This is a genomic window from Halomonas gemina (assembly GCF_023554995.1).
Taxonomy (GTDB): Bacteria; Pseudomonadota; Gammaproteobacteria; order Pseudomonadales; family Halomonadaceae; genus Halomonas; species Halomonas gemina.
In genome coordinates, this window is record NZ_JAMJPK010000004.1 from 226,216 (window position 1) to 251,638 (window position 25,423).

The 25,423-nt window shown below is 66.4% G+C and carries 22 protein-coding genes; 14 read left to right on the forward strand and 8 right to left on the reverse strand.

What is annotated here, in order from left to right; translation table 11 throughout:
• Positions 1–77 precede the first annotated feature (77 nt).
• The 11 genes from cuyA to ltrA all read left to right on the forward strand — a co-directional run bounded on the left by cuyA (position 78) and on the right by ltrA (position 11,876).
• Positions 78–1,091, forward strand: coding sequence for a D-cysteate sulfo-lyase (gene cuyA, locus M8009_RS10425; protein ID WP_284047787.1), 1,014 nt, complete (start codon positions 78–80; stop codon positions 1,089–1,091).
• A gap of 95 nt (positions 1,092–1,186) precedes the next feature.
• Positions 1,187–2,503, forward strand: coding sequence for a histidinol dehydrogenase (gene hisD / locus M8009_RS10430; RefSeq protein ID WP_284047788.1), 1,317 nt, complete (start codon positions 1,187–1,189; stop codon positions 2,501–2,503).
• A 10-nt stretch (positions 2,504–2,513) separates the two neighbouring features.
• On the forward strand, positions 2,514–3,722 hold the full coding sequence (locus M8009_RS10435) for a DegT/DnrJ/EryC1/StrS family aminotransferase (protein WP_250060765.1): 1,209 nt from the start codon (positions 2,514–2,516) through the stop codon (positions 3,720–3,722).
• Positions 3,723–3,753: 31 nt separating this feature from the next.
• The gene (locus M8009_RS10440; protein WP_250060766.1) at positions 3,754–4,737 is read left to right on the forward strand and encodes a TRAP transporter substrate-binding protein; all 984 of its coding nucleotides are present in this window, start codon (positions 3,754–3,756) and stop codon (positions 4,735–4,737) included.
• Positions 4,738–4,813: 76 nt separating this feature from the next.
• Complete coding sequence (locus M8009_RS10445; protein WP_250060767.1) at positions 4,814–5,368, forward strand: TRAP transporter small permease; 555 nt, start codon at positions 4,814–4,816, stop codon at positions 5,366–5,368.
• Positions 5,369–5,397: 29 nt separating this feature from the next.
• A complete protein-coding gene (locus M8009_RS10450) occupies positions 5,398–6,654 on the forward strand; it encodes a TRAP transporter large permease (RefSeq protein ID WP_250061176.1) in 1,257 nt (418 codons plus the stop codon).
• 21 nt (positions 6,655–6,675) lie between these two features.
• Positions 6,676–7,425 (forward strand): cysteate racemase, encoded by a 750-nt coding sequence (cuyB, locus tag M8009_RS10455; RefSeq protein ID WP_250060768.1) that lies wholly within the window; start codon positions 6,676–6,678, stop codon positions 7,423–7,425.
• Positions 7,426–7,596: 171 nt separating this feature from the next.
• Complete coding sequence (locus M8009_RS10460) at positions 7,597–8,631, forward strand: YeiH family protein (protein ID WP_250060769.1); 1,035 nt, start codon at positions 7,597–7,599, stop codon at positions 8,629–8,631.
• A 311-nt stretch (positions 8,632–8,942) separates the two neighbouring features.
• Positions 8,943–9,368 (forward strand): flavin reductase family protein, encoded by a 426-nt coding sequence (locus M8009_RS10465; RefSeq protein WP_250060770.1) that lies wholly within the window; start codon positions 8,943–8,945, stop codon positions 9,366–9,368.
• A 161-nt stretch (positions 9,369–9,529) separates the two neighbouring features.
• Positions 9,530–9,955, forward strand: coding sequence for a DUF3617 domain-containing protein (locus M8009_RS10470; RefSeq protein ID WP_250060771.1), 426 nt, complete (start codon positions 9,530–9,532; stop codon positions 9,953–9,955).
• 517 nt (positions 9,956–10,472) lie between these two features.
• Positions 10,473–11,876 (forward strand): group II intron reverse transcriptase/maturase, encoded by a 1,404-nt coding sequence (gene ltrA, locus M8009_RS10475; protein WP_250060772.1) that lies wholly within the window; start codon positions 10,473–10,475, stop codon positions 11,874–11,876.
• Between the two features lie 87 nt (positions 11,877–11,963).
• On the opposite strand, the gene M8009_RS10480 is transcribed toward ltrA, so the two are convergent.
• Positions 11,964–15,077 carry an efflux RND transporter permease subunit gene (locus M8009_RS10480; protein WP_250060773.1) on the reverse strand — a complete coding sequence of 1,038 codons (3,114 nt, stop codon included), beginning with the start codon at positions 15,075–15,077 and terminating at the stop codon, positions 11,964–11,966.
• Complete coding sequence (locus M8009_RS10485) at positions 15,077–16,168, reverse strand: efflux RND transporter periplasmic adaptor subunit (RefSeq protein ID WP_250060774.1); 1,092 nt, start codon at positions 16,166–16,168, stop codon at positions 15,077–15,079. The genes M8009_RS10480 and M8009_RS10485 overlap by 1 nt, the downstream gene beginning before the upstream one ends.
• Positions 16,169–16,444: 276 nt before the next feature.
• Between M8009_RS10485 and M8009_RS10490 the strand changes: the two genes are divergently transcribed.
• Together M8009_RS10490 and M8009_RS10495 are read left to right on the forward strand one after the other, a co-directional pair.
• Positions 16,445–17,620: a BaiN/RdsA family NAD(P)/FAD-dependent oxidoreductase gene (locus M8009_RS10490; protein WP_250060775.1), complete on the forward strand. Its 1,176-nt coding sequence runs from the start codon at positions 16,445–16,447 to the stop codon at positions 17,618–17,620.
• 70 nt (positions 17,621–17,690) lie between these two features.
• The gene (locus tag M8009_RS10495; protein WP_250060776.1) at positions 17,691–18,338 is read left to right on the forward strand and encodes a hypothetical protein; all 648 of its coding nucleotides are present in this window, start codon (positions 17,691–17,693) and stop codon (positions 18,336–18,338) included.
• Positions 18,339–18,356: 18 nt separating this feature from the next.
• Here the strand turns inward: M8009_RS10495 and M8009_RS10500 are convergent, their stop codons facing one another.
• The 5 genes from M8009_RS10500 to M8009_RS10520 all read right to left on the reverse strand — a co-directional run bounded on the left by M8009_RS10500 (position 18,357) and on the right by M8009_RS10520 (position 20,993).
• On the reverse strand, positions 18,357–18,812 hold the full coding sequence (locus tag M8009_RS10500; protein ID WP_250060777.1) for a CopD family protein: 456 nt from the start codon (positions 18,810–18,812) through the stop codon (positions 18,357–18,359).
• 56 nt (positions 18,813–18,868) lie between these two features.
• A complete protein-coding gene (locus M8009_RS10505) occupies positions 18,869–19,147 on the reverse strand; it encodes a YqjK family protein (protein WP_250060778.1) in 279 nt (92 codons plus the stop codon).
• On the reverse strand, positions 19,134–19,529 hold the full coding sequence (locus tag M8009_RS10510; protein WP_250060780.1) for a phage holin family protein: 396 nt from the start codon (positions 19,527–19,529) through the stop codon (positions 19,134–19,136). Before M8009_RS10510 ends, M8009_RS10505 begins: the two co-directional genes overlap by 14 nt.
• Positions 19,529–19,861 (reverse strand): ElaB/YgaM/YqjD family protein, encoded by a 333-nt coding sequence (locus tag M8009_RS10515; RefSeq protein ID WP_250060782.1) that lies wholly within the window; start codon positions 19,859–19,861, stop codon positions 19,529–19,531. The genes M8009_RS10510 and M8009_RS10515 overlap by 1 nt, the downstream gene beginning before the upstream one ends.
• An 88-nt stretch (positions 19,862–19,949) precedes the next feature.
• A complete protein-coding gene (locus M8009_RS10520; RefSeq protein ID WP_250060784.1) occupies positions 19,950–20,993 on the reverse strand; it encodes a phospholipase A in 1,044 nt (347 codons plus the stop codon).
• A 200-nt stretch (positions 20,994–21,193) separates the two neighbouring features.
• Here M8009_RS10520 and mscK point away from each other — a divergent pair, with 200 nt between their 5' ends.
• Positions 21,194–24,604 (forward strand): mechanosensitive channel MscK, encoded by a 3,411-nt coding sequence (mscK, locus tag M8009_RS10525; protein ID WP_250060786.1) that lies wholly within the window; start codon positions 21,194–21,196, stop codon positions 24,602–24,604.
• A 48-nt stretch (positions 24,605–24,652) separates the two neighbouring features.
• Here mscK and M8009_RS10530 read toward each other — a convergent pair whose 3' ends face one another.
• Entirely contained in the window at positions 24,653–25,417 is a 765-nt protein-coding gene (locus M8009_RS10530; RefSeq protein ID WP_250060788.1) for a TlyA family RNA methyltransferase, read from the reverse strand.
• Positions 25,418–25,423: the final 6 nt, after the last annotated feature.

Consider the following 25,423-nt stretch of genomic DNA (forward strand, 5'->3'; position numbering starts at 1 on the left):
AGGGTTCGCCGGCTCGTTGACCGTCTCATTTCGAGAGCACGCTTATGTCACAACAAGTTACTCGCCTGGAGGCTCGTATGCACCTTTCCCGCTTTCCCCGTATCCGACTCGGCCACATGCCGACTCCCCTTGAGCCCATGGACAATCTGAGCCGTCTGCTGGGTGGCCCGCGCCTCTGGATCAAGCGCGACGACTGCACGGGGCTCTCCACGGGCGGCAACAAGACCCGCAAGCTCGAGTTTCTGATGGCCGATGCCCTGGAGAAGGGCGCCGACACCATCATCACCCAGGGCGCGACCCAGTCGAACCACGCCCGCCAGACCGTCGCTGCGGCCTGCAAGCTGGGCCTCAAGTGCCACATCCTGCTCGAGGATCGCACCGGTAGCCACGACCCGGCCTACAACTACAACGGCAATGTCTTCCTCGACCAGCTGCACGGTGCCACCGTCGAGAAGCGCCCCGGCGGCGCCGACATGGCGGCCGAGATGGAGACCCTGGCCGAGCAGCTTAAGGGCGAGGGCAAGACCCCGTACATAATTCCCGGTGGCGGCTCCAACGAGATCGGCGCCCTAGGCTACGTCAATGCGGCCTTAGAGCTGTTGGCCCAGGCGAATGACATGGGCCTGCAGATTGACCACCTGGTGCACGCTACCGGCAGTGCCGGCACCCAGGCCGGTCTCGTCACGGGCCTTGCCGCCTGTAACGCGGGCATCCCCGTACTCGGCGTCGGTGTGCGTGCGCCCAGGGACAAGCAGGAGGCCAACGTCTTCGCGTTGGCCCAGAAGACGGAAGCCAAGCTCGGCTTGAGCGGAGTGGTGTCCCGCGAGCACGTGGTGGCCAACTGCGATTACGTCGGCGAGGGCTACGGTATCCCCACCGAGAGTATGGTCGAGGCCGTCACGCTGTTGGCCCGTCATGAGGGGATCCTGCTCGACCCCGTCTACTCCGGTAAGGGCATGGCGGGCCTGATTGATCTGATCCGCAAGGGCCATTTCAAGGAGAGCGAGAACGTGGTGTTCCTCCATACCGGGGGCAGTGTCGCACTGTTCGGTTACCCCGATGCCTTCGGGTTTCCCGACTACCAGGCATGATGACAAGCCTTACTGCTTGTTGGCTTAGCTTTCTGTCGCTTTGACCTAGAGTGAAGCAACGATCCTGAGTCATCAACTCAATTGGGGAGAACATAATGACAATTCGACATCTCAAGTCTGCCGAGGGTGCCGAAGGCGTCGCCGCTGAAGATCAACGTGTCAACGCTGCAGTGCAGAAAATGCTCGACGATATTCGCGAGCGTGGCGAGCCGGCCGTGCGCGAGTACGCCGAGAAGTTCGACGGCTGGACCGACGATTTCGTCCTTAGCGACGAGAAGCGTCAGCGCCTCATCGACGGCGTGCCGCAGTCGGTCAAGGACGATATCGACTTCGCCCATCGTCAGATTCGGCGTTTCGCCTTGGCACAGCGTGATAGCCTCCAATCCTTCGAGATAGAGACCGAGCCAGGTGTGGTACTAGGTCAACGGGTGCTGCCTGTCGGTTGCGCTGGTTGCTATATTCCGGGGGGGCGTTACGCACATGTTGCCTCGGCGCTGATGAGTGTCGCAACGGCCAAGGCGGCGGGCGTTTCGCATGTGGTGGCTAGCTCGCCACCGCGCGGTGACAGCATCAACTCAGCTGTGGCGTATGCCCTGGATGTGGCCGGCGCGGACATGATCCTCGAGATGGGCGGCGTTCACGCCATGGCGAGCATGGCCTTTGGCCTGTTCGGCGGACGTGAGGCCGATATCCTGGTTGGCCCGGGCAACGCCTACGTGGCCGAGGCGAAGCGCCTGCTGTTTGGCCAGGTCGGCATCGACGTCTTCGCAGGCCCGACCGAATCGGCCGTGATCGCCGACGACTCCGCCGACCCGATGACCATCGCCGTCGACCTGGTCTCCCAGGCCGAGCACGGCACCAACTCGCCGGTGTGGCTGTTCACCACCAGCGAGGCCCTGGGGGAGAAGGTCATCGAGCTGGTGCCTAAGATCGCCGACGACATGCCCAACGCCGACGTCATCCATGCCGCCTGGCGTGATCATGGCGAGGTGATCCTGGGCAATACCCGCGAGGAGGTCGTCGAGGTTAGTGATCGCTACGCCTGCGAGCACCTGCAGGTAATGTGCGAGGACCTCGACTGGTGGAAGGAGCACCTCGGCAACTACGGCTCGCTGTTCCTCGGCGAGGGAAGCACCGTGACCCATGGCGACAAGTGCTCGGGCACCAACCACATCCTGCCGACCAAGCGCGCCGGTCGCTACAGCGGCGGCCTGAACGTGCACAAGTTCATGAAGGTGCTGACCACTCAGCAGCTCAGCGAGGAGGCTAACCGCACCTTCAGCGCCGTGGGCTCGCGCATCTCCCGCGTTGAGGGCATGGAAGGGCACGCCCGGGCCTGCGACTGGCGCCTGACCAAGTACTTCCCCGACGAGCAGTGGGATTTCCCCGTCCATCATCAGCAGCGCTACTGAGGCAGGTCCCATGCGCCGTTTCTCGAAATCCTTTACCCAGCAGGAGCCGATCGCCGAGGCGGCGATCGAGGCCGCGGTGGCGGTCATGCGCACCGGTCGCCTGCACCGCTACAACCTGGTCGAGGGCGAGAAGGGCGAGACCGCCCTGCTGGAGCAGGAGTTCGCCGACAGCCTCGGCGTACCCTACATGCTGGCCTGCGCCTCCGGGGGCTATGCGCTGCAGCTGGCGCTGCGCGCCTGCGGGCTCGAGCGCGGCGAGGCGGTGCTGTGCAATGCCTTCACCCTCTCGCCGGTGCCGGGCAGCATTCACGCCGCGGGCGGCGAGGCCGTGCTGGTGGACATCCGCGAGGACACCACCGTCGACCCCGACGACTTGGCGGCCGCGGCGAAGGAGAGCGGCGCGCGCTTCTTCCTGCTCTCGCACATGCGCGGCCACATCGGCGACATGGACGCCATCGTGGCGGTCTGCGAGGCCCACGGCATCACCCTGATCGAGGACTGCGCCCATACCATGGGGGCCAGCTACGACGGCCGGCCCAGCGGTACCTTCGGCAAGGTGGGCTGCTTCAGCACTCAGACCTACAAGCATCTCAACTCCGGCGAGGGGGGGCTTTTGAGCACCGACGATCCCGAGGTGATGCGCCGCGCGGTGATCATGTCGGGCTCTTACATGCTCTACGACCGTCACCTGGCGGCTCCGCCGGCCGAGACGTTCAGCGAGACGCGCTTGGTGACGCCCAACATGAGCGGGCGAATGGACAACCTGCGCGCGGCGATCCTGCGCCCGCAGCTGGCCGAGCTCGACGCTCGCCGGCAGCGCTGGAACGCGCTTTATCATCGCCTGGAAGCGGGCCTTGTCGAGATGGCTCCTGTCCGGACTATTCCACGGCAGGAGAAGGAGGGCTTTGTCGGCAGTTCTATCCAGTTCAAGCTGCCCTCCCTTGCCCACGAGGAGATCGCACGGTTCGTCTCCGGTTGTGAGGCGCGTGGTATTCCACTCAAGTGGTACGGCAAGGCGCTACCGGAAGATTACACCAGCCGATACGACAGCTGGGGCTATCTCTCCGCGCCCCGTCCTCTGCCGAATGCCGATCGCATATTGTCCACGCTGTGCGACCTGAGGCTTCCGTTGACTTTTGATGAAGGAGACTGTGACGACATCGTCCAGTTGATGGGCGACGCCATGGATCAGGCAACCGACAAGACTACCACCGAGTAGTACCAACCCGATGAAGATTGGAGTGACAACAATGTTCAAGAAAACTCTCTTGGCCTCCGCTGTTCTCGCCACCCTGACCGCACAAGCCGCGCAGGCAGAGACCTTCCAGGTCGGCATGGGCGATCCCATGGAGTCCGACCAGGGGGCCCTGGCGCAGCGCTTCGAGGAACTGGTCGAGTCGCTCTCCGGCGGCGAGATGCAGGTCGAGCTGTTCCCCGGCGGCCAGCTCGGCTCCGAGACCGGCATGATCCAGGATACCCGCATCGGCAAGCTGGACTTCGCCCTGGTGGGGGTGGGCAACCTGACCCCTTATGCGCCGCGCCTCGGCGCCCTGACCATGCCCTACGCGATCCGTAGCCATGCCGATGCGGTTAAGGCCACCACCGGTACCCTGGCGGATCGCTGGAATTCGATTGCCGAAGAGGAAGCCGGCGTGCATATCGTCAGCTGGCTGTATTCCAATTTCCGTTATCTCACCAACTCCCAGCGACCCGTGACCACCCTGGAGGATATCGAGGGGCTGAAGGTCCGGGTGCCGCAGAACGAGCTGATGTTGTCCACCTACGAGGCCTGGGGCGCCAGCCCGATTAGTATGTCCTGGCCCGAGGTGTTCACCGGCCTGCAGCAGGGCGTGATCGACGGCCAGGACAACCCCTACATCGTCAACTACACGATGAAGTTCCACGAGGTGCAGGACTACCTCACCGAGATCCACTACCAGTACTCCCTCCAGCCCATCGTGATGGGCATGCGGACCTACGAGAAGCTTTCCGACGAGGAGCGCGCGATCATCGATCGGGCGGGGCTCGAGGCGCAGCTCTACGCGCTGCAGTTCCAGCTGACCGAGGCCTCCAAGGCACGCGCCGGCATGGAGGCCGAAGGGGTCGAGGTCTCGACCCTTGAGGACGAGGAAGAGTGGGTGCGCATCGCCAAAGAGCAGGTCTGGCCGGAGTTCTATGACGAAATCGGCGGTCAGGAAGCCTTCGAGGAAATGCAGAAGGCATTGGGCCACTGAGTGAGGCTTGGCCAGGCGACCTCTCGTCGCCTGGCCTGGTTCCCTCCTCGCACTCCTGAAGGGTAAGGAGGCTTTCGTGTTAGCAAAGCTCAATCATATCGAAGACTACGCCTGCCGCTTCCTGCTCGGTGTGTTCGTGGTGCTTTTGTTCGCTCAGGTAGTTATGCGGGTGACGTTCGGCATCGGCATGGCATGGATCGAGGAACTGGCCCGCTACGCCTTTATCTGGTTCGTCTTCCTGGGCGCCGCCCATGCCGCTCATCTGAGTGCGCATAACCGTTTGCAGACGCACATCAACTTGATGCCGAAGCGTATCGCCAACACCTTGCTGCTGATGGTCGACCTGATCTGGGTAGGCTTCTGCCTGGTACTGGCGTGGAAGAGCCTGGACCTGATCGGGCTGCTGCTGGAATTTCCGTATGACACTCCGGCCCTGGGTTGGTCCCTGGCCTATGTCTACTTCGTGTTTCCCATTGCCTTTGTACTGATGGCCTTTCGCGTCCTGCAGGTCCAGTACCTGAAGCTGGTCAAGGGTATCGAGCCTGGTGACATGGAGAAGAAGGAAGTGAGCAAGATAACCGATGGGGATTCCAACGCCACCGGAAGCTCCTCCTCCAAAGGTAAGGAGTAAGCACCATGGCTGCAACGTTATTGTTTTCCATGTTCGGAGCTCTACTGCTATTCGGTGCTCCCATAGTAGTGGCCCTCGGGGTCGCTTCCATGGCTGTCTACGTCCTCAACGGCGACGATATCAGCTCGTTGATCGAGCTGGCTTTTTCCGCCATCAACTCGTTTCCCCTGATGGCACTACCCTCATTCATCTTGGCCGGTGCCCTGATGGGTGATGCGGGTATTGCCCGCCGATTAATCTATATAGCGGAAGAACTGGCCGGGCCGGCAGCTGGCGGACTTGGCGCGGCCGCAGTGATGGCCTGCATGTTCTTCGGCGCTATTTCCGGCTCCGGGCCGGCGACCACGGCCGCGGTCGGCATGCTGGTGATTCCGGCAATGATCGAGCGCGGCTACGGGCGCAGCTATCCGGCGGCGATCACCGCCACCGCCGGCGGGCTAGGGGTGGTGATCCCGCCCAGCATGCCGCTGGTGATCTACGGCGTCACCGCCAACGAGTCCATCTCGGCGCTGTTCATGGCCGGGGTCTTCCCGGGCATCATGCTCGGCGTGGGCCTAATCGTGGCCAACTACATCACCGCCAAGCGCAACGGCTATCAGACCGAGGGTACGGGTTACGACTGGAAGCGCATCGTCAAGGTACTGAAGGATGGGTTCTGGTCAATCATGGCGCCGGTGGTGATCCTGGGTGGCATCTATTCCGGTATGTTCACGCCCACTGAGGCTGCTGTGGTCTCCATCTTCTATGCCCTGTTCGTCGGCATCTTCATCCACAAGGAATCGTCGCTGCGTGGTCTCAACGAGGCCTTCCAGAGCACCACCTGGCTGACCGGGCGGGTGCTAATCATCATGTTCACCGCCACCGCTTTCGGTCGCATCCTGGTCGAGAACCACATCCCGGCGATGATCGCCCAGGGCATTCTCGAGATCACCGACAGCCTGTGGCTGGTCTGGATCCTGGTGATCGGCTTTTTGCTGATCGTGGGCATGTTCATCGAGATCCTTGCCACCATCATGATCGTCACCCCGGTGCTGCTGCCGGTGATGGTCGAGCTAGGCGTCGATCCGATCCACTTCGGTATCGTCTTGGTGGTCAGCCTCGGCATCGGGTTTTCCACTCCGCCCTTGGGCGAGAACATGTTCATCAGCTCCAGCATCGCCAACGTGTCTATCGAGCGCATCTCGGTCCGTGCCATTCCGCTGGTCGGCTCCATGGTGGTGATCGATCTGCTGCTGGCGTTCTTCCCTCAGATCACCCTGTGGCTGCCCACGGTGCTGGGCTTCTGATCACCCATGAATAGGCAAACGATGACGATTGACGACCGCGAACGCCAGGCTTCCTCCCGCGACCCGCACACCATGGTCGGCGTGCTGGGGGGCATGGGCCCCGATGCCACCGTGACTTTCATGCAGCGGGTCATCGACGCCACGCCCGCCGAGGACGATATCGACCATGTCCATATGCTGGTGGACAATAACCCCAAGGTGCCCTCGCGTATCAAGGCGCTGATCGACGGCGACGGCGAGAACCCGGGGCCGGCGATCGCCGAGATGGCGCGGCGCCTCGAGCGGGCCGGCGCCGCCTTCCTGGTGATGCCGTGTAATACCGCCCACTACTACTGGCAGGATGCCCAGGATGCCGTCGATATCCCGGTCTGGCACATGGTCGAGTTGACGCTAGACACCATCGCCCGACGGTTTCCTGGCGCAAAAGTGGGCATGCTTTGTTCGCCGGCGCTGCGCAAGATCGGCCTCTACGAGGGCTTCGTCGAGGCGCGCGGCCTGTCGCTGGTCTACCCCGAGGACGAGGGCGCGGTGCTTGAGGTGATTCGCGCCGTCAAGCGCGGGGAGGGGCGTCACCCCGACACCTGGGCCGCCTTCGCCCGGGCCGCGGACGACCTCAAGGCGCACGGGGCGGACGTGCTGGTGCTGGCCTGCACCGAGCTCTCGGTCATCGACGACGCCCTCGACGGCTCGCTGCCCGTGGTGGATAGCGTCCGCGTGCTGGCCGAGCAAGTGGTGGCCGCCGCCGAGGGGGGCGAGGCCGTCAGGCCCTGAGCTTCACGGCCTGATCTTCACGGTTGAGGCGTCACGCCTCAGCCGTCCGCCCATTCGGTCCGAGCGACGCTCGGACCCCGTTTTCCCGCCTCGCCGGGCCGCGACGTCACCGCCCACTGCGGCGGGGACTGGAAGCGTGCGTCCGTCAGGCGGCTCCAGGAGACCTGCGACATGAAAACCACACTCTTCGATACGCCACTCGCCGAGCGGTTCGGCAGGGCACGGCCCATCGGCCGCGGCCTGCTGGTGTGCGTCACCATTGCGCTTGCCACCACCTTCATTGCCGACCACTACGGCGGGCCCACGCTGCTCTACGCCCTGCTGTTTGGCATGTCGTTGCACTTCCTGAGCGAGGAGGGACGCTGCCGCGAGGGCATCGAGTTCGCCGCCCGCACCGTGCTGCGGCTGGGGGTGGCTTTGCTGGGAGCGCGCATGACCCTCGCCCAGGTCGGCGACCTGGGGATCGGCCCCGTGCTCACCGTGGTGGTGGCCGTGGCCCTGGTCATCGCCATGGGCTCGGTGCTGGCCCGGCTGCTGGGCCTGGATCGCGATCTCGGGCTCTTGACCGGCGGCGCAGTCGCCATCTGCGGCGCCTCGGCGGCGCTCGCCCTGTCGGCGGTGATGCCGCGCCATGAGACCCACGAGCGCAACACCATCCTCACGGTGGTCGGGGTCACAACGCTCTCGACCATGGCGATGGTGATCTATCCGCTGATTGCCGGGGCCCTCGAGCTTGCCGATGCCCAGGCGGGAATCTTCCTGGGCGGTACCATCCACGATGTCGCCCAGGTGGTGGGGGCCGGCTACATGATCTCCGAGCAGACCGGCGACATTTCGACGCTGGTCAAGCTGGTGCGGGTGGCCATGCTGGTGCCGGCGGTGATGGTCTTCATGTGGCTGTTCCGGGCCTCGCGCCAGGAGGAGGGGGCGGCGACGAAGGTGCCGATGCTGCCGAGCTTCCTGGTGGGCTTCGTGGTGCTGGTGCTGGTCAACAGCATGGGGTTCATTCCCGAGGCGGTGAACGAGGGCATGTCGACCCTGTCGCGCTGGTGTCTGGTCACCGCCATCGCCGCGCTCGGCATCAAGACCTCGTTCCAGAAGCTTGCGGTGGTGGGCTGGAAGCCGGTGATCCTGATGGCACTGGAGACCGTGCTTCTGCTGGTCGTGGTGCTTGGCGTGGTGATGCTTGGTGGTCTGGGCACTTAAGGGGCTCTTGGGGTGTCCGCTCCAATTGGACCACTTCAGTGCAGAGCTCATCGCGGTAGACACACTGGGTCTGAGAAGCCACCAACGCGAGGCACATGCATTCTCTGGCCGATCCCCATTTTTCATTGAAGTACCTTACCGACACCCGTTGTCATTCCCGCACTATCCTTCCACGCGCCCGCTCAGTTGACGGGGTTGAACAATGCAGTGAGATGCTGGCCAGCTTTTGGCGACAGGCACCGGCTCAAGACGCCTCGATCAGCTGGCTGACCCCGTTCTGGGCGGCATAGGGCTGGCAGGGGCGATCTGTGATGGCCTTCTCGCCCTCCCGGGTCGGCTGCGTCATCTCGTCCGGCAACCACAGCTTCGAGCTGGTACGCCGAAACGGGACGTGCGTCATCAACCTGCCGACCACGGCCTTGACCGACGAGGTGATCGGGATCGGCAACAGCAGCGGCGCCGAGATCGACAAGTTCGACCATTTCGGCCTGACGGCGGCGCCGGCGACGGCCGTGGAGGCACCGCTGATCGAGGAGTGCCATGCCCACTTCGAGTGCCGTCTCGTCGATGACAGCCTGGTCGACCGCCATGACTTCTTCATCTGGGAGGTGGTGGCGGCCCAGGCCCGGGCGATGCCCGCCTATCCCGAGACGTTGCACTATACCGGCGACGGTATCTTCATGGTGGCCGGCGAGATCATCGACCGCCGCGGCCAGTTCCTGCCGCAGATGCTGTGATGGTCCTCGGCCGACGTTAGGAGCCGCCTCGGCATCGGGTATCGGGCTCGCGCCATTGCCTGTCCCGAGCGGAGCCGGATTGGGGGCGGGCATCGATTGGGCTATGCTGGGGCCCATGCCGAGGGCGTGGCATACCATCCACCACCAGGGAGAATTCCCGCATGTCGTTCCGTCCCCTTCTTGCCGGCCTGCTGCTGGCACTGCCGCTGACTGCCGTGGCCGAGTCCCCGAACATCGAGCCGGGCCAGTGGGAGTTCACCAGCACCACCTCCGTGCAGGGTGACCTGCCGATCCCCGACCAGACCGAGACCCACCAGGAGTGCATCGCCCAGGGCGATATCGACGACGAGGAGTTCAGCTTCATCGAGGAGGAAGAGGGCTGCGAGCTGCTCGAGCACGCGGTCACGGTCGATGGCCTGGATTACCGCATGATCTGCCGGGCCGAGGGCGGCGAGGCCAACATCGTCGGCCGCATGGACTTCCTCGGTGAGCGCGTCGAAGGCAACGTCGACATCCTGGTCGACTCGCCGGCGGGCCAGATCAACATGACCACCAGCATGGAGGGTCAGCGCATCGGTGACTGCTGAATCGCCACCCGGTGCCAGCGAATAAGGCCACCTCTCGGGGTGGCCTTTGTCGTCGTGCGCCAGGCATGGCGCGCAGCGCCTGACTGGCGCTGTTTCCGAGGGTGGTGCCTTGGAATGACTTGGGGGTGAAAGTCCCCTGCACGCCCGGCAAGGGGAAGTGTTAGCCGACGGCAAGGGTGTCTCCCGCGAGGGGGAATCCGAAGGCAGCCCGAGGCAAAACGCTGGCCTGACGAACAGGAAGCGGATATGAGGCGGCATGGCGGGGTGAGATGGCGACACTCATCAAAGCCCGATACTTGCACGGAACGCCATGACGTAAATCCGACAGGCATAAGCGGGAAGGTCGCGCGTCTTACCCTGGGAGGTCTGGTGGTCTGCCACGGTGCTACCGGCGTCGAGAGGCGACGGGAGGGGCCACCAGACGTCAGCCGAGGCCATAGTACGTGTCGGTTCACCGCGGCACCAAGGGCCGAACATGAAGAACCGCGAGTAGGCGATGACGTCTCGAGGGTCGATCATGAAGACAGAAAGTGGCGCTGATACCGCCACCCACCCAGAGGGGCAGGGGCAGTACCCCGAGTCCCAGCCGGTGGGTGTCGAGACGGTCCCGGCGTCGTCATCGTGGACGAAAGCGGAGCCAACCCTGCTCATGGAGGCCGTGGTTGATAAAGCCAACATGGCGCAGGCTTACCGTAAGGTAGTCGCCAACCAAGGCGCGCCGGGTGCCGATGGCATGACGGTGCACCAACTGGCCGACCACCTGAAGGAACGCTGGCCGACGCTGCGCGAGCGGTTGTTAGCCGGTGAGTACCACCCCAGCCCAGTCCGGGCCGCGGATGGCCGCCCCGACGAGATTCCCAAGCCCAAGTGCGGGACGCGACAGCTCGGCATTCCCACGGTCAGCGACCGGCTGATCCAGCAGGCACTGTTGCAGGTACTGACGCCGATCTTCGATCCGGGCTTCTCCGCATCGAGCTACGGCTACCGTCCCAAGCGCAGCGCCCAGCAGGCCGTCTCGGCCATGAAGGCACACGTCGCTGCCGGCCACCGCTGGATGGTCGACCTCGACCTGGAAGCCTTCTTCGACCGAGTGAACCACGACCTGCTGATGGCACGGGTCGCGCGCCGCGTCCGCGACAAGCGGGTGCTGCGATTGATCCGACGCTATCTGGAAGCCGGGATGTTCCAGCATGGCCTGACCGCGCCACGCCAGCAGGGTACGCCCCAGGGCGGACCGCTGAGTCCGCTACTGGCGAATATCCTGCTGGACGACGTGGACAAGGAACTGGAGCGCCGCGGCCACCGCTTCTGCCGCTACGCCGACGATATGCAGGTGTATGTCAAGAGCCGACGAGCGGGCGAGCGCGTTATGACCAGTCTGAGTGATTTTCTCGAGAATTCGCTCCGGCTCACGGTCAATCGTGCCAAGAGCGCGGTGGACCGGCCTTGGAACCGGGGGTATCTGGGCTACACGCTGACCCGGCACAAGCTGCCACGGCTGACGCTGGCCAAGGCCAGTTTGCAGCGCCTGATGCAGCGTGTCCGCGAGATCCTCAAGCGTGGCAAGGGACGTAACCTCCAACGGGTGATCGAAGAGTTGGCGCCTGTCCTGCGAGGATGGGCCAGCTACTTCAGCCTCGTCGACGTGAAGCGTCCGCTGGAAGCGCTGGATGGTTGGATACGCCGGCGACTGCGCGGTGTGATCTGGCGACAGTGGAAGCGCCCAAGAACACGGCGCCGGAAACTCCTGGTGCTGGGTCTGGAGGCCCATCGGGCGTGGAAGTCAGCGGGAAACGGACGAGGCCCCTGGTGGAATGCCGGGGCCTCGCACATGAACCAGGCCTTGCCGAAGAAGTGGTTCGAATGGTTGGGCCTGATTTTGGTACTGGATACGGTAAGAGGACTTAGCCATTCTTCATGAACCGCCGTGGTACGGAACCGTATGCCCGGTGGTGTGAGAGGACGGGGGAGGTGACTCCCCCTCCTACTCGATTGAGGGCTCGCCGGGTCAGTAGCCGGCGGGTGTATCGCCCATCTCCCGTTCCAGGCGGCGGGCCACGTCGCCCGGTGAGCCGGTGCGACGCGCGAGCAGGTCGTAGGCCACCGGGACCACGAAGAGGGTGAAGAGAGTGGCAGCGGCCAGGCCACAGAGGATCACTGTGCCGATCACCAGCCGGGTCTCGGCGCCGGCGCCGCTGGAGACGATCAGCGGGATCGCACCGGCCATGGTGGTCACGGCGGTCATCACGATCGGGCGCAGCCGAGTCACGGCGGCCTCCACCAGGGCCTCGTGGAAGGCCACCCCCTGGTCGCGCAGCTGGTTGGCGAACTCCACGATCAGAATGCCGTTCTTGGCGGCGAGCCCCACCAGCATCACCAGCCCCACCTGGCTGTAGATGTTCAGTGACTGCCCGGTGAGGTAGAGCCCCAGCAGGGCACCACAGATCGCCAGGGGCACGGTGAGCATGATCACGAAGGGGTGCACGAAGCTCTCGAACTGTCCGGCCAGCACCAGGAAGACCACCAGGATGCCCAGCCCCAGCAGGAAGGCGGTGGCGCCGCTGGCCTCCTGATAGTCCCGGGAAGCCCCCTTGAGGTCGGTCTGGGCCTCGGGCGGCAGGATCTCGTCCACCGTTGCCTCCAGGTACGTCAGGGCCTCGCCGAGCGGGTAGCCGCTTTCCAGGTCGGCCTGGAGGGTGATGGCGCGGATGCGGTTGAAGCGGTTGAGGGTGCTGGGCCCGGCGAAGTCGCTGAGGGACACCAGATTGCCCATGGGAATCAGCTCGCCGCTGCGCTGCGAGCGCACCCGGATGTTTTCCAGGGCGGAGGGGCTGGGCCGGGCACCGGGCTCGCCCTCGAGGATCACGTCGTACTCCTCGCCGTCGTCCACGTAGCGGGTCACTCTGCGTCCGCCCAGCAGCGTCTCCAGGGTACGGCCGATCTCGGTGACGGTGACCCCCAGGGCGGCGGCGCGGGTGTAGTCGATGTCCACGCGCAGCTGCGGCTGGTTCTCCTCATAGTCGCTGTCCAGGCCGGTCAGGCGCGGATTGTCGTCGCGTATGTGCGCCATCAGGGTGTCGCGCCACTCGGCCAGCTGCTCATAGGTGCCGCCCCCCAGCACGAACTGCACGGGCTTCTCGACGCTCGACCCGAAGCCCTGGCGCATCACCGGGAAGGCACGCACGCCGGGCAGGTCACTGAGCATCTGGCGGACCTCGTCCATGATCGCCCAGGCCGAGCGCCGGCTGCCCCAGTCGGCCAGGTTGACGATCACGAAGCCGCTGTTGAAGGTCTCGATGTTGCCCCAGCCGCGTGGCGCGCGGACCACCACGCGCTCGATCTCCCCGGCCTCCACCATGGGCAGCAGTCGGGCCTCGATCTCGTCCATGTAGTCGAGCATGTAGTCGTAGGTGGCGCCGGGCGGGCCGTTGACCAGCACCCAGAAGTTGCCGCGATCCTCCCGGGGAGTGTACTCGTTGGGTAACTCGCCGTTCAGCCACACCATGCCGCCGATGACGCCGAGGAACAGCGCCAGTACCAGCAGGCGCAGCCTGAGGACCCGCTCGAGCAGCCGGCGATAGACACAGCGCGTGTGTTCCAGGGCCCACTGCACGGCGTGGGCCAGGCGCCCCTCGAGCATGTCCGCTTTGAGGATCTTGGAGGCCATCATCGGCGTCAGAGTCAGCGCCAGCAGGCTGGAGATCGCCACGGCCGCGGCCAGGGTCAGGGCGAACTCCGAGAACAGCCGGCCGATATCCCCCTGCAGGAAGCTCAGCGGCACGAACACCGCGATCAGCACCAGGGTGGTGGCGATCACCGCGAAGGCGATCTGGCGGGTGCCACGGAAGGCGGCCACCAGCGGGGTCTCGCCATGGTCATGCATGCGCCGGTGGATGTTCTCCAGCACCACGATGGCGTCGTCGACGATCAGCCCGATGGCCAGCACCAGCGCCAGCAGCGTCAGCAGGTTGATGGTGAAGCCCATCACCGCCAGGGCGGCGAAGGTGCCGATCAGGGCGATGGGGACCGTGACCGCCGGGATCAGGGTGGTGCGCAGGTTGCCAAGGAACAGGAAGATCGCCACCACCACCAGGCCCATGGCGATGAACAGGGTCTGCACCACCTGGGAGATGGCCCCGGAGACGAACACCGAGGAGTCGAAGTTGAGGCGCAGCGACATGCCCTCGGGCAGGCTGTCCTGCACCCGCGCCATCTCGGCCTGAATCCCCTCGGAGATCTCCAGCACGTTGGCGGTGGACTGCTTCATCATGCCCAGCCCCACCATGGGGGTGCCGTTGCCGCGGAAGATGGTGCGCTCCTCCACGGCGCCGATCTCCACCCGGGCCACGTCGCCCAGGCGCACCAGGTAGCCGTCGCTGCCCTGGTCGAGCACCAGGTGGCGGAAGTCCGCGGGGGTGGCAAAGTTGCGTGGCAGGCGCACGATGAACTGGCGATCCCGGGACTCGATGGCCCCGCCGGGCAGTTCGACGTTCTCGGCGCGCAGGGCATCCTCCACGTCGCCGGCGGTCAGCTCGCGAGCCGCCAGGGCATCGGCATTCAGCCACACCCGCATGGCGTACTCGTGCCCCCCGCCGACCCGCACCTGGGAGACCCCGCGCAGCACCGAGAAGCGGTCCACCAGGAAGCGGTTGGCGTAGTCGGTAAGCTCGGCCATGGAGTAGCCCTCGCCGGACAGCGACAGCCAGATCACCACGTCGGAGCTGGAGTCGGCCTTCTGCACCTCCGGAGGGTCCGCCTCATCGGGCAGGTTGTCCAGGGAACCCGAGATGCGGTCGCGTATGTCGTTGGCGGCCGCGTCGATGTCCATGTCCAGGCCGAACTCCACGCTGATGCTGGAACGGCCGTCCTCGCTGGAGGAGGAGATCACCTCGATGCCGGAGACGCCGGAGATGCTATCCTCCAGCACCTGGGTGATGCGCGTCTCGACCACGCTGGCCGAGGCGCCTGGGTAGCGGGTGTCGATGCCGACCACTGGCGGGTCGATGGAGGGATACTCCTGCAGCGGCAGGCGCTGCAGGGCCAGCAGCCCGAAGGCCACGATCAGGGCCGCCAGCACCACCGCCAGCACCGGCCGTTGTACGGAAACGTCGGAGAGGCGCATCAGCCGTTCGCCTCCGCCTCGTCACGCCCGCGGCGCAGCAGCTCGGGGATGCTGGTGTCGTCATCGAGGACGCCCAGCAGGCGGGTCGGCTGGCCGTCGCGCACCCGCTCGGTGCCGTGGGCCACCACCAGCTCACCGGCCTTAAGTCCTTCGAGCACCTCCACCTCGCCCTCGCGGCGGGCACCGATCACTACCCGGCGCCGCTCGACCCGGTACTGGTCCGCCTCGTCCAGTACCAGCACGAACTGACGTTCGCCCTGAGGGATCAGGGCCGACTCGGGCATCACCAGGGTCTCCCGCGGCGCGCGCTCGACCACTACCCGCATCAGCATGCCGGGGCGCAGCCGGTGATCGGGGTTGTCGAGCGCGGCGCGCACCGTGACGCTACGGCTGACCGGGTCGACGCGGGCGCCGATGGTGGCGACCTCCCCCGCGAAGGTGACGTCGGGGAAGGCGCCGCTGACCGCGGTCAAGGGCAGGCCGGGCGACACCTGGCCCAGGGCAAGCTCGGGGAGGGTGAAGTCGAGCTTCATGATGTCCAGCTTGTCCAGGGTGACCAGTTCCGTGCCCGGGGAGACGAGGGCGCCGACGCTGACGTTGCGAAAGCCCACCACGCCGTCGAAGGGAGCGTCGATTCGGTAGTCGGCCAGCCGGGCCTCCAGGGCTTGGATCTGCGCCTCGGCCTGGCGAAGCCGCGCCCGGGCATCCTCCACGTCGGCCCGCGGCGCCAGGTTGCGATTCTCCAGCTGCGCCAGGCGGTTCACCGCATTGCGGCGCTCGTCACGCAGCGCCTGGGCGGCCCGCAGGTCGGCCTGGGCCTCGTCATCGGCCAGTCTAACCAGCAGCTGGCCGGCCTCGACGGTCTCGCCATCGCGGAAGTTCAGCTCGCGTACGGTGTCGGTGACGGTGGCCGAGAGCGTCACGCTCTCGTCGGCGTGCAGGGTGCCCAGGGCCTCGAGGGGGTCGGACCAGGCTGCCATGCTGGCGCGGGCGGCGATCACCGCGGTGGGCTGCTGAGCGGCCAGTATCGGGGAGAGCATCAAGGCTGCCAGGCCGAGGAGCAGGAGCAGGCGGGGTCGCGATGGGATCATGGGGTGGTCGGTCTTGTCGGTCTTGTCGGTGAGCGATGAGCGGGCGCCCGGTCCGTCGGGTCGCTTCCCTGAAGCCTAAACGCCTGGCAGCGGAAGAGTGTGACAACAATGCACAAGCGTTCGAGAATTCCTTAACTGTACAAGACATGTACAGATATGGGAAATGTGACAGGCTGCCCCCTCTCGGGTCAGCGGTCAGCGGTCAGCGGTCGGCGACACGGCGACGGGCTGCTAGAATGCGCGGCCTGGATCGGTTCGGCGCGGGAGAACAAGGTCGTGACATACGATGTGGTGGTGATCGGCGCCGGTGCCGCCGGGTTGATGTGTGCCCTGACCGCCGGCTACGCCGGACGGCGGGTGCTGGTGGTCGACCACGCCAACAAGGCGGGCAGGAAGATCCTGATGTCCGGCGGGGGGCGCTGCAACTTCACCCACCTGGCCTCGGGGCCGGCGAACTTCTATTCGGAGAACCCTTCCTTCTGCATCTCGGCGCTCAAGCGCTATCGCCCCGAGCATTTCGTCGAGCTGGTGGAGCGCCACGGCGTGGAGTACGTGGAGAAGACCCCGGGGCAGCTGTTCTGCGCCGACTCTTCCAGGGAGATACTCAGGGTGCTGCTCACCGAGTGCGACTGGGCAGGAGTGGAGGTGCGCCTCAAGACCGCCGTCCAGGGCGTCGAACGGCACGGGGAGGGCATGCGGCTTTCGACCCCGCTGGGGCCCATCGACTGCGGGGCCCTGGTGGTGGCGACCGGGGGGCTGTCGATCCCCACCATGGGGGCCAGCGGCTTCGGTTACGATATCGCCCGGCAGTTCGGACTGGCGGTCACCGAGACCCGCGCCGCGTTGGTGCCCTTCACCCTGACCTCGCAGTGGAAGGCGCGTGCCGAGGCGCTGGCCGGGGTCAGCTGCGAGGTGGCCGCGACCTGCCGCGGGAAGACCTACCGAGAGCCGATGCTCTTCACCCATCGCGGGCTCTCGGGGCCCGCCATGCTGCAGATCTCCAGCGTCTGGCAGCCCGGTGACACGCTTGCCATCGACCTGTTGCCGGGGCTCGATGTCTTCGAGGCGCTCTGCCGTGCCCGCCGCGAGACGCCCAGGCGGCGGCTTTCCACCTGGCTGGGGGAGCATCTGCCGAAGCGCCTGGCCCAGGCGCTGGTCGAGTGGCATGACGACGACGGGATGCTCGCCGAGTACGGCAACGCCCGCTTGCAGGCCTGGGCCGAGGCCCTCACTGCCTGGCGGGTCAAGCCTGCCGGCACGGAGGGCTGGCGGACCGCCGAGGTGACCATGGGGGGCGTGGATACCCGGGCCGTCTCGTCGAAGACCTTCGCCGTCCCGTCACTGCCCCAGCTGCGTTTTATCGGCGAGGTGCTGGACGTCACCGGCGAGCTCGGTGGCCACAACTTCCAGTGGGCCTGGGCCTCTGGAGTGGCCTGCGGTAACGCGCTCTAGCATCACCCCCCCTTCGCCGTGCTTCGAGGCTATGCTGCTCTCAGGCAGGAGAGACGCCGGGAGGGCCGAGATGAGCATGATTTCCGTTCACCGCGACGCGAGGGGCGACGAGACACCCCTCGGCGAGCGCATCATGATGGAGGCGGTACGCCAGGGCGAGGTCGAAGGCTGGCAATCCGTGCGCCTGACCGAGGTGGCCGCCCGCCTCGAGCTGCCGATGAGCCGGCTGCTGGCCGAGTACCGGGATCTCGATGCGGTGGCCAATGCCTGGTTCCGCAGGGGCTGGCAGGCGATGCTGGATGAGCCCCCCGAGGGATTCGCCGATTGGCCCGAGCGCTCGCGCCTCGAGCACTGCCTGCTGGCCTGGTTCGGCGCCTTTGCGGCCCATCGCCGAGTCACCGTCCAGATGCTGTGCCACAAGGCGCACCCGCCGCACCTGCATACCTGGGTGCCGATGCTCTTCGACCTGTCACGGACCATCCAGTGGCTGCGCGAGGCGGCCAGGCTGGAGGCCCGCTACGGCAGTCGCCGCGCCCAGGTCGAGGAGGTGGCCCTGACGGCCCTGTTCATGGCCACCCTGGCGGTCTGGGCACGCGACGACAGCGACAACCAGGCCCGCACCCGGCGCTTTCTGGAAAAGCGGTTGAGCCGGGGCGAGGGCTGGATGAAATGGGTGCCGGGGAGCCACGCCAAGGCGCTGGACGAGGACATGATCTAGTCACGGAGTCTGTCGCGATCAGAGAAAGCGTCCACCGGTGGCGATAGCCACGGTGGCCAGGCCCAGGATCAGGTTGATGCCGATCAGCCGGCGGATCTGCCCCAGCTGCCGGCCACCCGCGGGCCAATCCTCGGCGGCCATGGCCTTGCCCAGGCGAGGGTAGGGGGCGAACCAGATATGTAGGAAGATCGCCATCATCGCCAGCCCCGACACCAGCATCAGGTGGACATGTATGCCGGCGCCGCCCATGCCGCCGAACACCCCGAAGAGCATCCATAGCCCCGTCGCCAGCAGCACCACCACGGCGGCCCAGACCCAGGGGAAGAAGCGCTGGAAGGCGCGGTACCAGAGGGTCAGGCGCTGGGGAGGCTCGAACAGTTCCACGGCTACCGGCCGCAGGATCATCCAGGCGAAGAACATGCCGCCGACCCAGATCACGGCGGCCAGGAGATGCAGGGTAATGGCAAGGGACATGGCAGGGTTCCTTCGGGCGGTGATGGGCCGGCGCGTTGCCGATCGGGCCAGCGGGATCAGCGCAGCAGCCGGCGCGCCTTCTTGACGAGCAGTGCCCCGGTGGTCAGGCGACCGGCGAGGCGTACGACGCCACCCGGGCGTCTCACGGTGCGATACATCACCACCCCGCCCACCAGGAGTAACGGGACCCTGTAGCGCAACAGTGTCTGCCACCCTCGGTCGATGGAGCGGCTCGCCGACTGCCAGCGGCTGGCCGCTACCAGCAGGTCAATGCGTTGCTGCTCGATGGTGTGCTCGAGTTCGGCCTTGCGGGCCCGGCGTTCAGCGCGATTCACGCGAGGCCTCCACCAGCTCGCGGTCGCTGGCCAGGTGACGCAGGGTGCCGGCCAGCAGGGTGCGGCGGCGCGCCAGCTGCATCACCCGTAGGGCGAGCAGGCCCCCGCTGCCCAGCAGCACCAGGGCGCTCACGCCGATGGCGGCCAGGCGGTGGGTCTCCCAGAAGGCGACAATCACCAGCGTGGTGAGCACGCCGATGCCCAACAGCAGCAGGATAAGGCTCAACCCGGCCAGCATCAGCAGGCCCACCAGCCGGGCGCGCTCCTCCTCGAGCTCGAGCACGGCGAGGCGCAGGCGCGTCTCGCCGGTGGCGAGCAGGGTGCCGAGCAGCCGCTTGCCGGCGGCGAACAGCCGTTGAGCCGGTCCCTGGCTCGCCGCCATCAGCGCCGCCCGATCAGCATGCCGACCACCACCCCCATGGCGGCACCGATGCCGATGCTGGTCCAGGGGTTGTCATGGACGTAGCGGTCGCAGGCTTCGGCCTGCTGGGTGACGGTGTCACGGGCCTCGCCGTAGACGCGCTCTCCCCGAGCCTCTAGGCGCTCTCGGGTATCCTTCAGGCGCTTCTCGGCGCGGTCGCGCAGCTCCTTGATGTTGCTGCGCGAGTCATCGGCGGTAGCATTGACCAGCTCCTCGACGGTCTGGGTCAGGTGGTGCAGGTCTTCCTTCAGCTGCTGGGTGGATTCGCTGGTACGGGGGGTGTGATTGGCCATCGGGGTCTTCCTCTGACGGTGAATGACAGGGTCAGCATAGCAGTCGTCGGGGCGACTTCAATGCATCCGACCTTGAACAGGTTCAGGGTTAGGGCTTCAGGCTACCGGCGGAAAACAGCGGGTTGAGGCTGAACCCCAGGCTCAGGCGGTGGCTGCGTTGGTCGTAGTCGATCAGGCTCTCGCCATAGCCGTAGTAGTACTGTACGTGGCCGCGGATGCTGCCGAACAGGGGCCAGGAGTAGTCCACCTGGGTGCCGATATTGCCCTCGTGCGGGTTGCCGCGCAGCATCCAGCTGAGCTCCTCGTCGCCGTCGAGCTGATGGGCCAGGGTGATGTCGCCGTAGCCGAGGTAGTTGTGGATGTCGGGGTTGTCGTCATCATCCGAGGATTCCGGGATGCGCCAGTGGGGCGCCAGGCTCAGCGCCCAGTCATCGTTGACGAAGGTAGACTCGAGGATCAGCCGGTTCCAGCTGCGTGACAGCGGGTCGGAGCGACCGTTGGACTGGTGGTTGAATCCCAGGCGGTTGTTGATGTTGGTCCAGCCCAGCAGTGACCCGCGGTTCTCGAAGTCGATGAAGACTTCCGGCTCGAAGTTGGTCTCGCGGAAGGGGGAGGAAGCATCCGCATTGTAGGCCTGCCACCAGCTGCGTTGGGTGTAGGCGAAGTGCAGGTCGCCGCCGTAGTGGCCGAACAGATCCTCCACCAGGTTGAACTTGGCACTGAACTGGAACTTCATCTCCGCCCGGTCGGGCGAGCCATTGTCGCTGATGTCGCGGAAGACCTCGTCGTTCGGGCTGGTGTTAAAGCTCAGCGGGAACCAGTAGTTGCGCCGGTGAGTGGTGATGGCGAAGGGATTCTGGGCGGACTCGCGTTCGAGCTGGCGTCGCTCGTCCACCGCTTCCTCGAGCTCCTGGTCGGCGGCATCCTCGACCAGTGCAACGGCCTGGGTGCGCTGGCCATCAGCGTCGGCCAGTTGCCGACGCAACGCCCCCATCTCCTCCTGCAGGGCAGCGATGCGGGCCTCGATGGCCTCGCGCTCGGCCGCGCTTAATGGCTCGGCGGCCATGGCCGTCATGTTCAGGCTCGCCATCGTCAGCGCGGCGGCGAGCAGGGGAATTTGGGCAGACATCATCGTCAGGCACCTGGTCAGGGTCAATGGGCCGTTTCTATCACGCCGGGGCGGCAAGTCAACTGTGCCTGCGGGGTGACAGGCAGCATTGCCATGCCGGCCCAGCGGATCGAGAATCGTCACGGGTCCATCATAACCGAGGCCGCCCCTTGAATGTCCTTGAACATCACTGCTCCTTGAAGGTTGCCTTCCGACGCGCCCTGATGCTCGTGTTCCTTAGCGCGCTGGGGTGGCTGGCGTTCGCCTCCCCCACGCTGGCCCAGGAGGTCGCCCCGCAGCGGGAGACCCCTCGGGATCTTCCCTCGCGCGAGGAGATCGAGTCCCGCCTGGAGGAGCGCCAGCCGGCCGAGGGCGAGACCTCCGGCGAGGGGGCGCAGCGTGATATCGAGGCTCTGAATGCGGCCTTGGAGGCCCTGCAGCGCCTCGAGGCGGTCAGGGAAGAGCTGTCGCGCCTCGAGACCCGCGTCCAGAAAGCACCCCAGGAGCTCGAGCGCCTGCAGCGGGAGCTGCGCAAGATGGAGCAGGCGGATCAGGAGGAGAGCTTCGAGGAGCTGGAGGCCCTCTCCCTCGAGGCCCTGGAGGAACGCCGCCAGGAAGCCGAGGAAGCCCTGTCGGGTTTCCAGGACCGCCTTGCCGAGGTCTCCACCCGGCTGCTGAGTGCCCAGACGCTGCCGGAGCGGGCCCAGCAGGCGATCGGTGAGGCGATGCAGCGGGCCGAGGAGAGCCGGCGCCGGCTGGAGGAGCTGGACGACAGCCAGGTCGCCGAGGATGATCCGCGGCGCTGGCAGCTGCTCATCGAACGCGCGCTGGCCGAGCAGACCCTGCAGCTTCATCAGCGCGAGCTCGCCACCAACACCCGGCTGCGGGAGCTGGATCAGCAGCATCGCGACCTTCTCGAGCGTCAGGTGGCCAGCCAGGAAGCCCGGCTGGCCATGCTCCAGGGCATCATCGACCAGCGGCGTCGCGAGGAGTCGGAGCAGGCCATCGCCGAGGCGGTCAGCGATGAGGATGAGGGCGTCATCGGACATCCCGTGGTTCGCCAGGCTCGGGAGACCAACCGCACCATGAGCCTGGAATTGCTGCGCGCTACCGACCGGGCCAATCGCCTGGTTCGGGAGGGCCTGGAGGTGCGCCGCCAGTTCGACCGGGTACGCCAGCTGCAGCGCAGCCTCAATGAGCAGATCGATGCCATTCGCGGCAGCATACTGCTGGCGCGAATCCTGCGCGAGCAGCGCCAGGCACTACCCCGGGTGGAGGTGCGGCGTGACCTGCAGGACGAGATCGCCGACCTGCGACTCAAGCAGTTCGAACTCGGCCGACAGCGTGATCGGCTGCGCGAAGGCGAACAGTTGGCGCGCCAGCGCATCGAGGAGGCCGACGCCGAGGCCTCGCCGGCCCTGGTGGATTCGCTGCTCAAACTCTACCAGGCGCGTCGCGAGCTGGTCGACCAGCTGGAACAGGCCTATGGCGAGATGCTCAGCGCAGCCATCGACCTGCAGCTCAACCAGCAGCAGTTGCTGGCGACCAGCCATGAGCTGCGTGCCACCATCGATGAGCAACTGTTCTGGATCGCCAACAGCCGGCCCCTGGGTCTTGCCTGGCTGGGCAACCTGCCTGAGAACCTCGCCATGGAGTGGCGTGAGGGGGAGTGGCGCGCGGCACTGCCGGTGAACTGGGGGCTTCCGGATGCGCGGGCCCTCTTCGGCCTGCCGGTGCTGCTGGTGGCGCTGGGGCTGGTTGCCGCGCGACGGCGGATCCGTTTGCAACTGGCGCGTCTGCACCAGGAAGTCGGTCATCTCAAGAGTGACTCCCAGGGGCATACCCCCCAGGCGGTGGCCCTCAATGCCCTGCTGGCCCTGCTCGGCCCGCTGTGCGTGCTGGCCGTCGGTCTGGCGCTGTTGATGGGCAGCGAGGGCGATATGGTGGCGTGGGGAATCGGGCACGCGCTGCTCCACCTGGCCCTGGCCTGGGCGGTGATCGGCTGGGCCCGCAACCTGCTGTTCCAGGGCGGGGTGGCGACCCGACACTTCTACTGGCCTCCCGGCTATGCGGCGGCCCTGCGCCGCTGGCTGCGGTGGCTGGGGGTGGCCCTGGTGCCGGTGCTGCTGGTCGGCCCCCTGGTCCGGGATGCGGGGGTCGACCTGAACCAGCGGCCGCTGGCCCTGGGCCTGCTGCTGAGCGGCCTGCTGGCCATGAGCCTGGTGCTGACCAAGCTGATCCTGGCCCATGTGCCCTTCTTCGGGGTCAAGCTGTTCCGCCTGGTACTGGGCCTTGCCATCGCGCTGGTGCCGCTGGTGCTGGCCGGGCTGATCATCTATGGCTTCGAATACACGGCGCTCAGCCTGCTGGGGCGCTTTGTGGTCACCCTCTACCTGATGGGGCTGTGGATCCTGGTGGAAGCCACTGTGGTCCGCGGACTGGCCGTGGCGGCCCGTCGCCTGGCCTATCGGCGGGCCCTGGCGCGGCGGCGTGCCCAGGCCCAGGAGGGCGCCGAGGGCAGCCTGGAGGTGGTAGAGGAGCCTCCCCTGGACATGGAGCAGGTCAACCAGCAGTCGCTGCGTCTCTCCAAGCTTATCCTGCTGATCGGCTTCATCCTGGTGCTCTACCTGGTGTGGTCCGACCTGCTCTCCGTCTTCAGCTACCTGGAGCAGGTCACCCTCATCGAGCCCGGGGAGGGCGAGGCGGCCGAGGCGGTGGCGAGCATGGTCTCGGTGGCCGACATCATCACCGCGCTGCTGGTGGTGGTGGTTACCCTGATGATGGCGCGCAACCTGCCGGGCCTGCTTGAGGTCAGCGTGCTCTCCCGCCTGGAGCTCAAGCAGGGCAGCGCCTATGCCATCAGCTCGCTGCTCGCCTACACCATCGTCGGCGGGGGGGTGGTGACCGCCCTGGGGACCCTGGGCGTCTCCTGGAGCAAGCTGCAATGGCTGGTCGCGGCGTTGGGCGTTGGTCTGGGCTTCGGCCTGCAAGAGATCTTCGCCAACTTCGTCTCGGGGCTGATCATCCTCTTCGAGCGGCCGGTGCGGATCGGTGACACCATCACCCTGGGCAACCTCACCGGCACGGTGAGCAAGATCCGTATCCGTGCCACCACGGTGACCGATTTCGACCGCAAGGAGATCATCATCCCCAACAAGACCTTCATCACCGACCAGCTGATCAACTGGTCGCTCTCCGACACGGTCACGCGGGTCATTCTCAGCTTCGGGGTCGCCTACGGTTCGGACCATCGGCTGGTGCATCGCCTGCTGAGAGAGGCCGCCGACGAGAACCCGCGGGTGTTAGCCGATCCCGAACCCCAGGTCTTCTTCATGAGCTATGGCGAGAGCACCCTGGACTTCGAGCTGCGCATCTTCGTCAACAGCCTCGGTGACCGGCTCTTCGGCACCGACGAGATCAACTGCCGGGTCGGCGAGCTGTTCGCCGAACATGGCGTCGATATCGCCTTCAACCAGCTCGATATCTGGCTGCACCGGTCCGATGGGGCCGCCAGGCAGGTACGGCGGACCACGCCCGCCCGGGTGACCGACCCGGCGTTCCCGCCGCCCGGCACCGGCGGTGATCCGGGCGACCTCGATAGTGGCGATGTCGGCGGTGGCGACGCCGGGCGTTAGGCGGCAGGACCCGGGGGCGAAGGGGCTGCGCCAAGCGGCGTGGCCCTGTCAGCGCTTGACGGCGTGGAGCAGGAATTCCCGGTTGCCGTCCCCGCCGAGGAGCGGGCTCGGTTGCCAGTGCAGGATCTCGAAGCCGAGCCCGGCACAGCAGTCGCGGAGTCGCGCCTCCACTTCGGCATAGCGACCGGGGTCTGTCACCAGGCCGCGCGGGTTGACGCCGCCCGGGCCCAGCTCGAACTGGGGCTTGACCAGGCTCAGCAGCTCGCCGCCTGCCGGCAGCAGGGCGGCGAGGTCCGGCAGGATCAGCGTCTGGGAGATGAAGGAGACATCCATCACGGCCAGGTCGGGGCCCGCCGCCGCCAGGGCATCGAAGGTCGCCCGCAGCCGCGGCTCGCCGGCCATGGCGCGCGCGTTGAGCCCCTCCAGGCAAGTCACTCGGGGATCGTCACGCAGCGAGGGGGCGAGCTGGTCATGGCCGACCTCCACGCCGACCACGTGGCGGGCACCATAGCGCAGGGCGCAGTCGGTGAAGCCGCCGGTGGACTGGCCCACGTCCAGCACCAGGCGGTCCGAGAGCGTCAGGCCGAGCGCCTCGATCAGCGCCTCCAGCTTGAGTCCCGCACGGGAGACATAGCGCTCCTCGGGATCCTCCTCGACGCTCAGCCGGGTATCCTCGGGCAGCTTCTCGCCGGGTTTCCTGAGTGGCGTGCCGCCGTCGGCCAGCCGAACCCGGCCATGACGGATCAGCCGCTGGGCGCGGGTACGGGAGCGGGCCAGGCCCTGGGAGAGGAGCAGCTGGTCGAGGCGTTGCATCGGCGG

Coding starts and splice junctions, on each gene's coding strand:
- cuyB (WP_250060768.1), top strand. CDS start 6,676: ATGACGATTGACGACCGCGAACGCCAGGCTTCCTCCCGCGACCCGCAC.
- M8009_RS10500 (WP_250060777.1), bottom strand. CDS start 18,812: ATGTCCCTTGCCATTACCCTGCATCTCCTGGCCGCCGTGATCTGGGTC.
- M8009_RS10435 (WP_250060765.1), top strand. CDS start 2,514: ATGCGCCGTTTCTCGAAATCCTTTACCCAGCAGGAGCCGATCGCCGAG.
- M8009_RS10530 (WP_250060788.1), bottom strand. CDS start 25,417: ATGCAACGCCTCGACCAGCTGCTCCTCTCCCAGGGCCTGGCCCGCTCC.
- M8009_RS10510 (WP_250060780.1), bottom strand. CDS start 19,529: ATGGCGGCGAGCCAGGGACCGGCTCAACGGCTGTTCGCCGCCGGCAAG.
- M8009_RS10460 (WP_250060769.1), top strand. CDS start 7,597: ATGAAAACCACACTCTTCGATACGCCACTCGCCGAGCGGTTCGGCAGG.
- mscK (WP_250060786.1), top strand. CDS start 21,194: ATGCTCGTGTTCCTTAGCGCGCTGGGGTGGCTGGCGTTCGCCTCCCCC.
- M8009_RS10465 (WP_250060770.1), top strand. CDS start 8,943: ATGGCCTTCTCGCCCTCCCGGGTCGGCTGCGTCATCTCGTCCGGCAAC.
- ltrA (WP_250060772.1), top strand. CDS start 10,473: ATGAAGACAGAAAGTGGCGCTGATACCGCCACCCACCCAGAGGGGCAG.
- cuyA (WP_284047787.1), top strand. CDS start 78: ATGCACCTTTCCCGCTTTCCCCGTATCCGACTCGGCCACATGCCGACT.
- M8009_RS10440 (WP_250060766.1), top strand. CDS start 3,754: ATGTTCAAGAAAACTCTCTTGGCCTCCGCTGTTCTCGCCACCCTGACC.
- M8009_RS10520 (WP_250060784.1), bottom strand. CDS start 20,993: ATGATGTCTGCCCAAATTCCCCTGCTCGCCGCCGCGCTGACGATGGCG.
- M8009_RS10480 (WP_250060773.1), bottom strand. CDS start 15,077: ATGCGCCTCTCCGACGTTTCCGTACAACGGCCGGTGCTGGCGGTGGTG.
- M8009_RS10450 (WP_250061176.1), top strand. CDS start 5,398: ATGTTCGGAGCTCTACTGCTATTCGGTGCTCCCATAGTAGTGGCCCTC.
- M8009_RS10470 (WP_250060771.1), top strand. CDS start 9,530: ATGTCGTTCCGTCCCCTTCTTGCCGGCCTGCTGCTGGCACTGCCGCTG.
- M8009_RS10515 (WP_250060782.1), bottom strand. CDS start 19,861: ATGGCCAATCACACCCCCCGTACCAGCGAATCCACCCAGCAGCTGAAG.
- M8009_RS10485 (WP_250060774.1), bottom strand. CDS start 16,168: ATGATCCCATCGCGACCCCGCCTGCTCCTGCTCCTCGGCCTGGCAGCC.
- hisD (WP_284047788.1), top strand. CDS start 1,187: ATGACAATTCGACATCTCAAGTCTGCCGAGGGTGCCGAAGGCGTCGCC.
- M8009_RS10495 (WP_250060776.1), top strand. CDS start 17,691: ATGAGCATGATTTCCGTTCACCGCGACGCGAGGGGCGACGAGACACCC.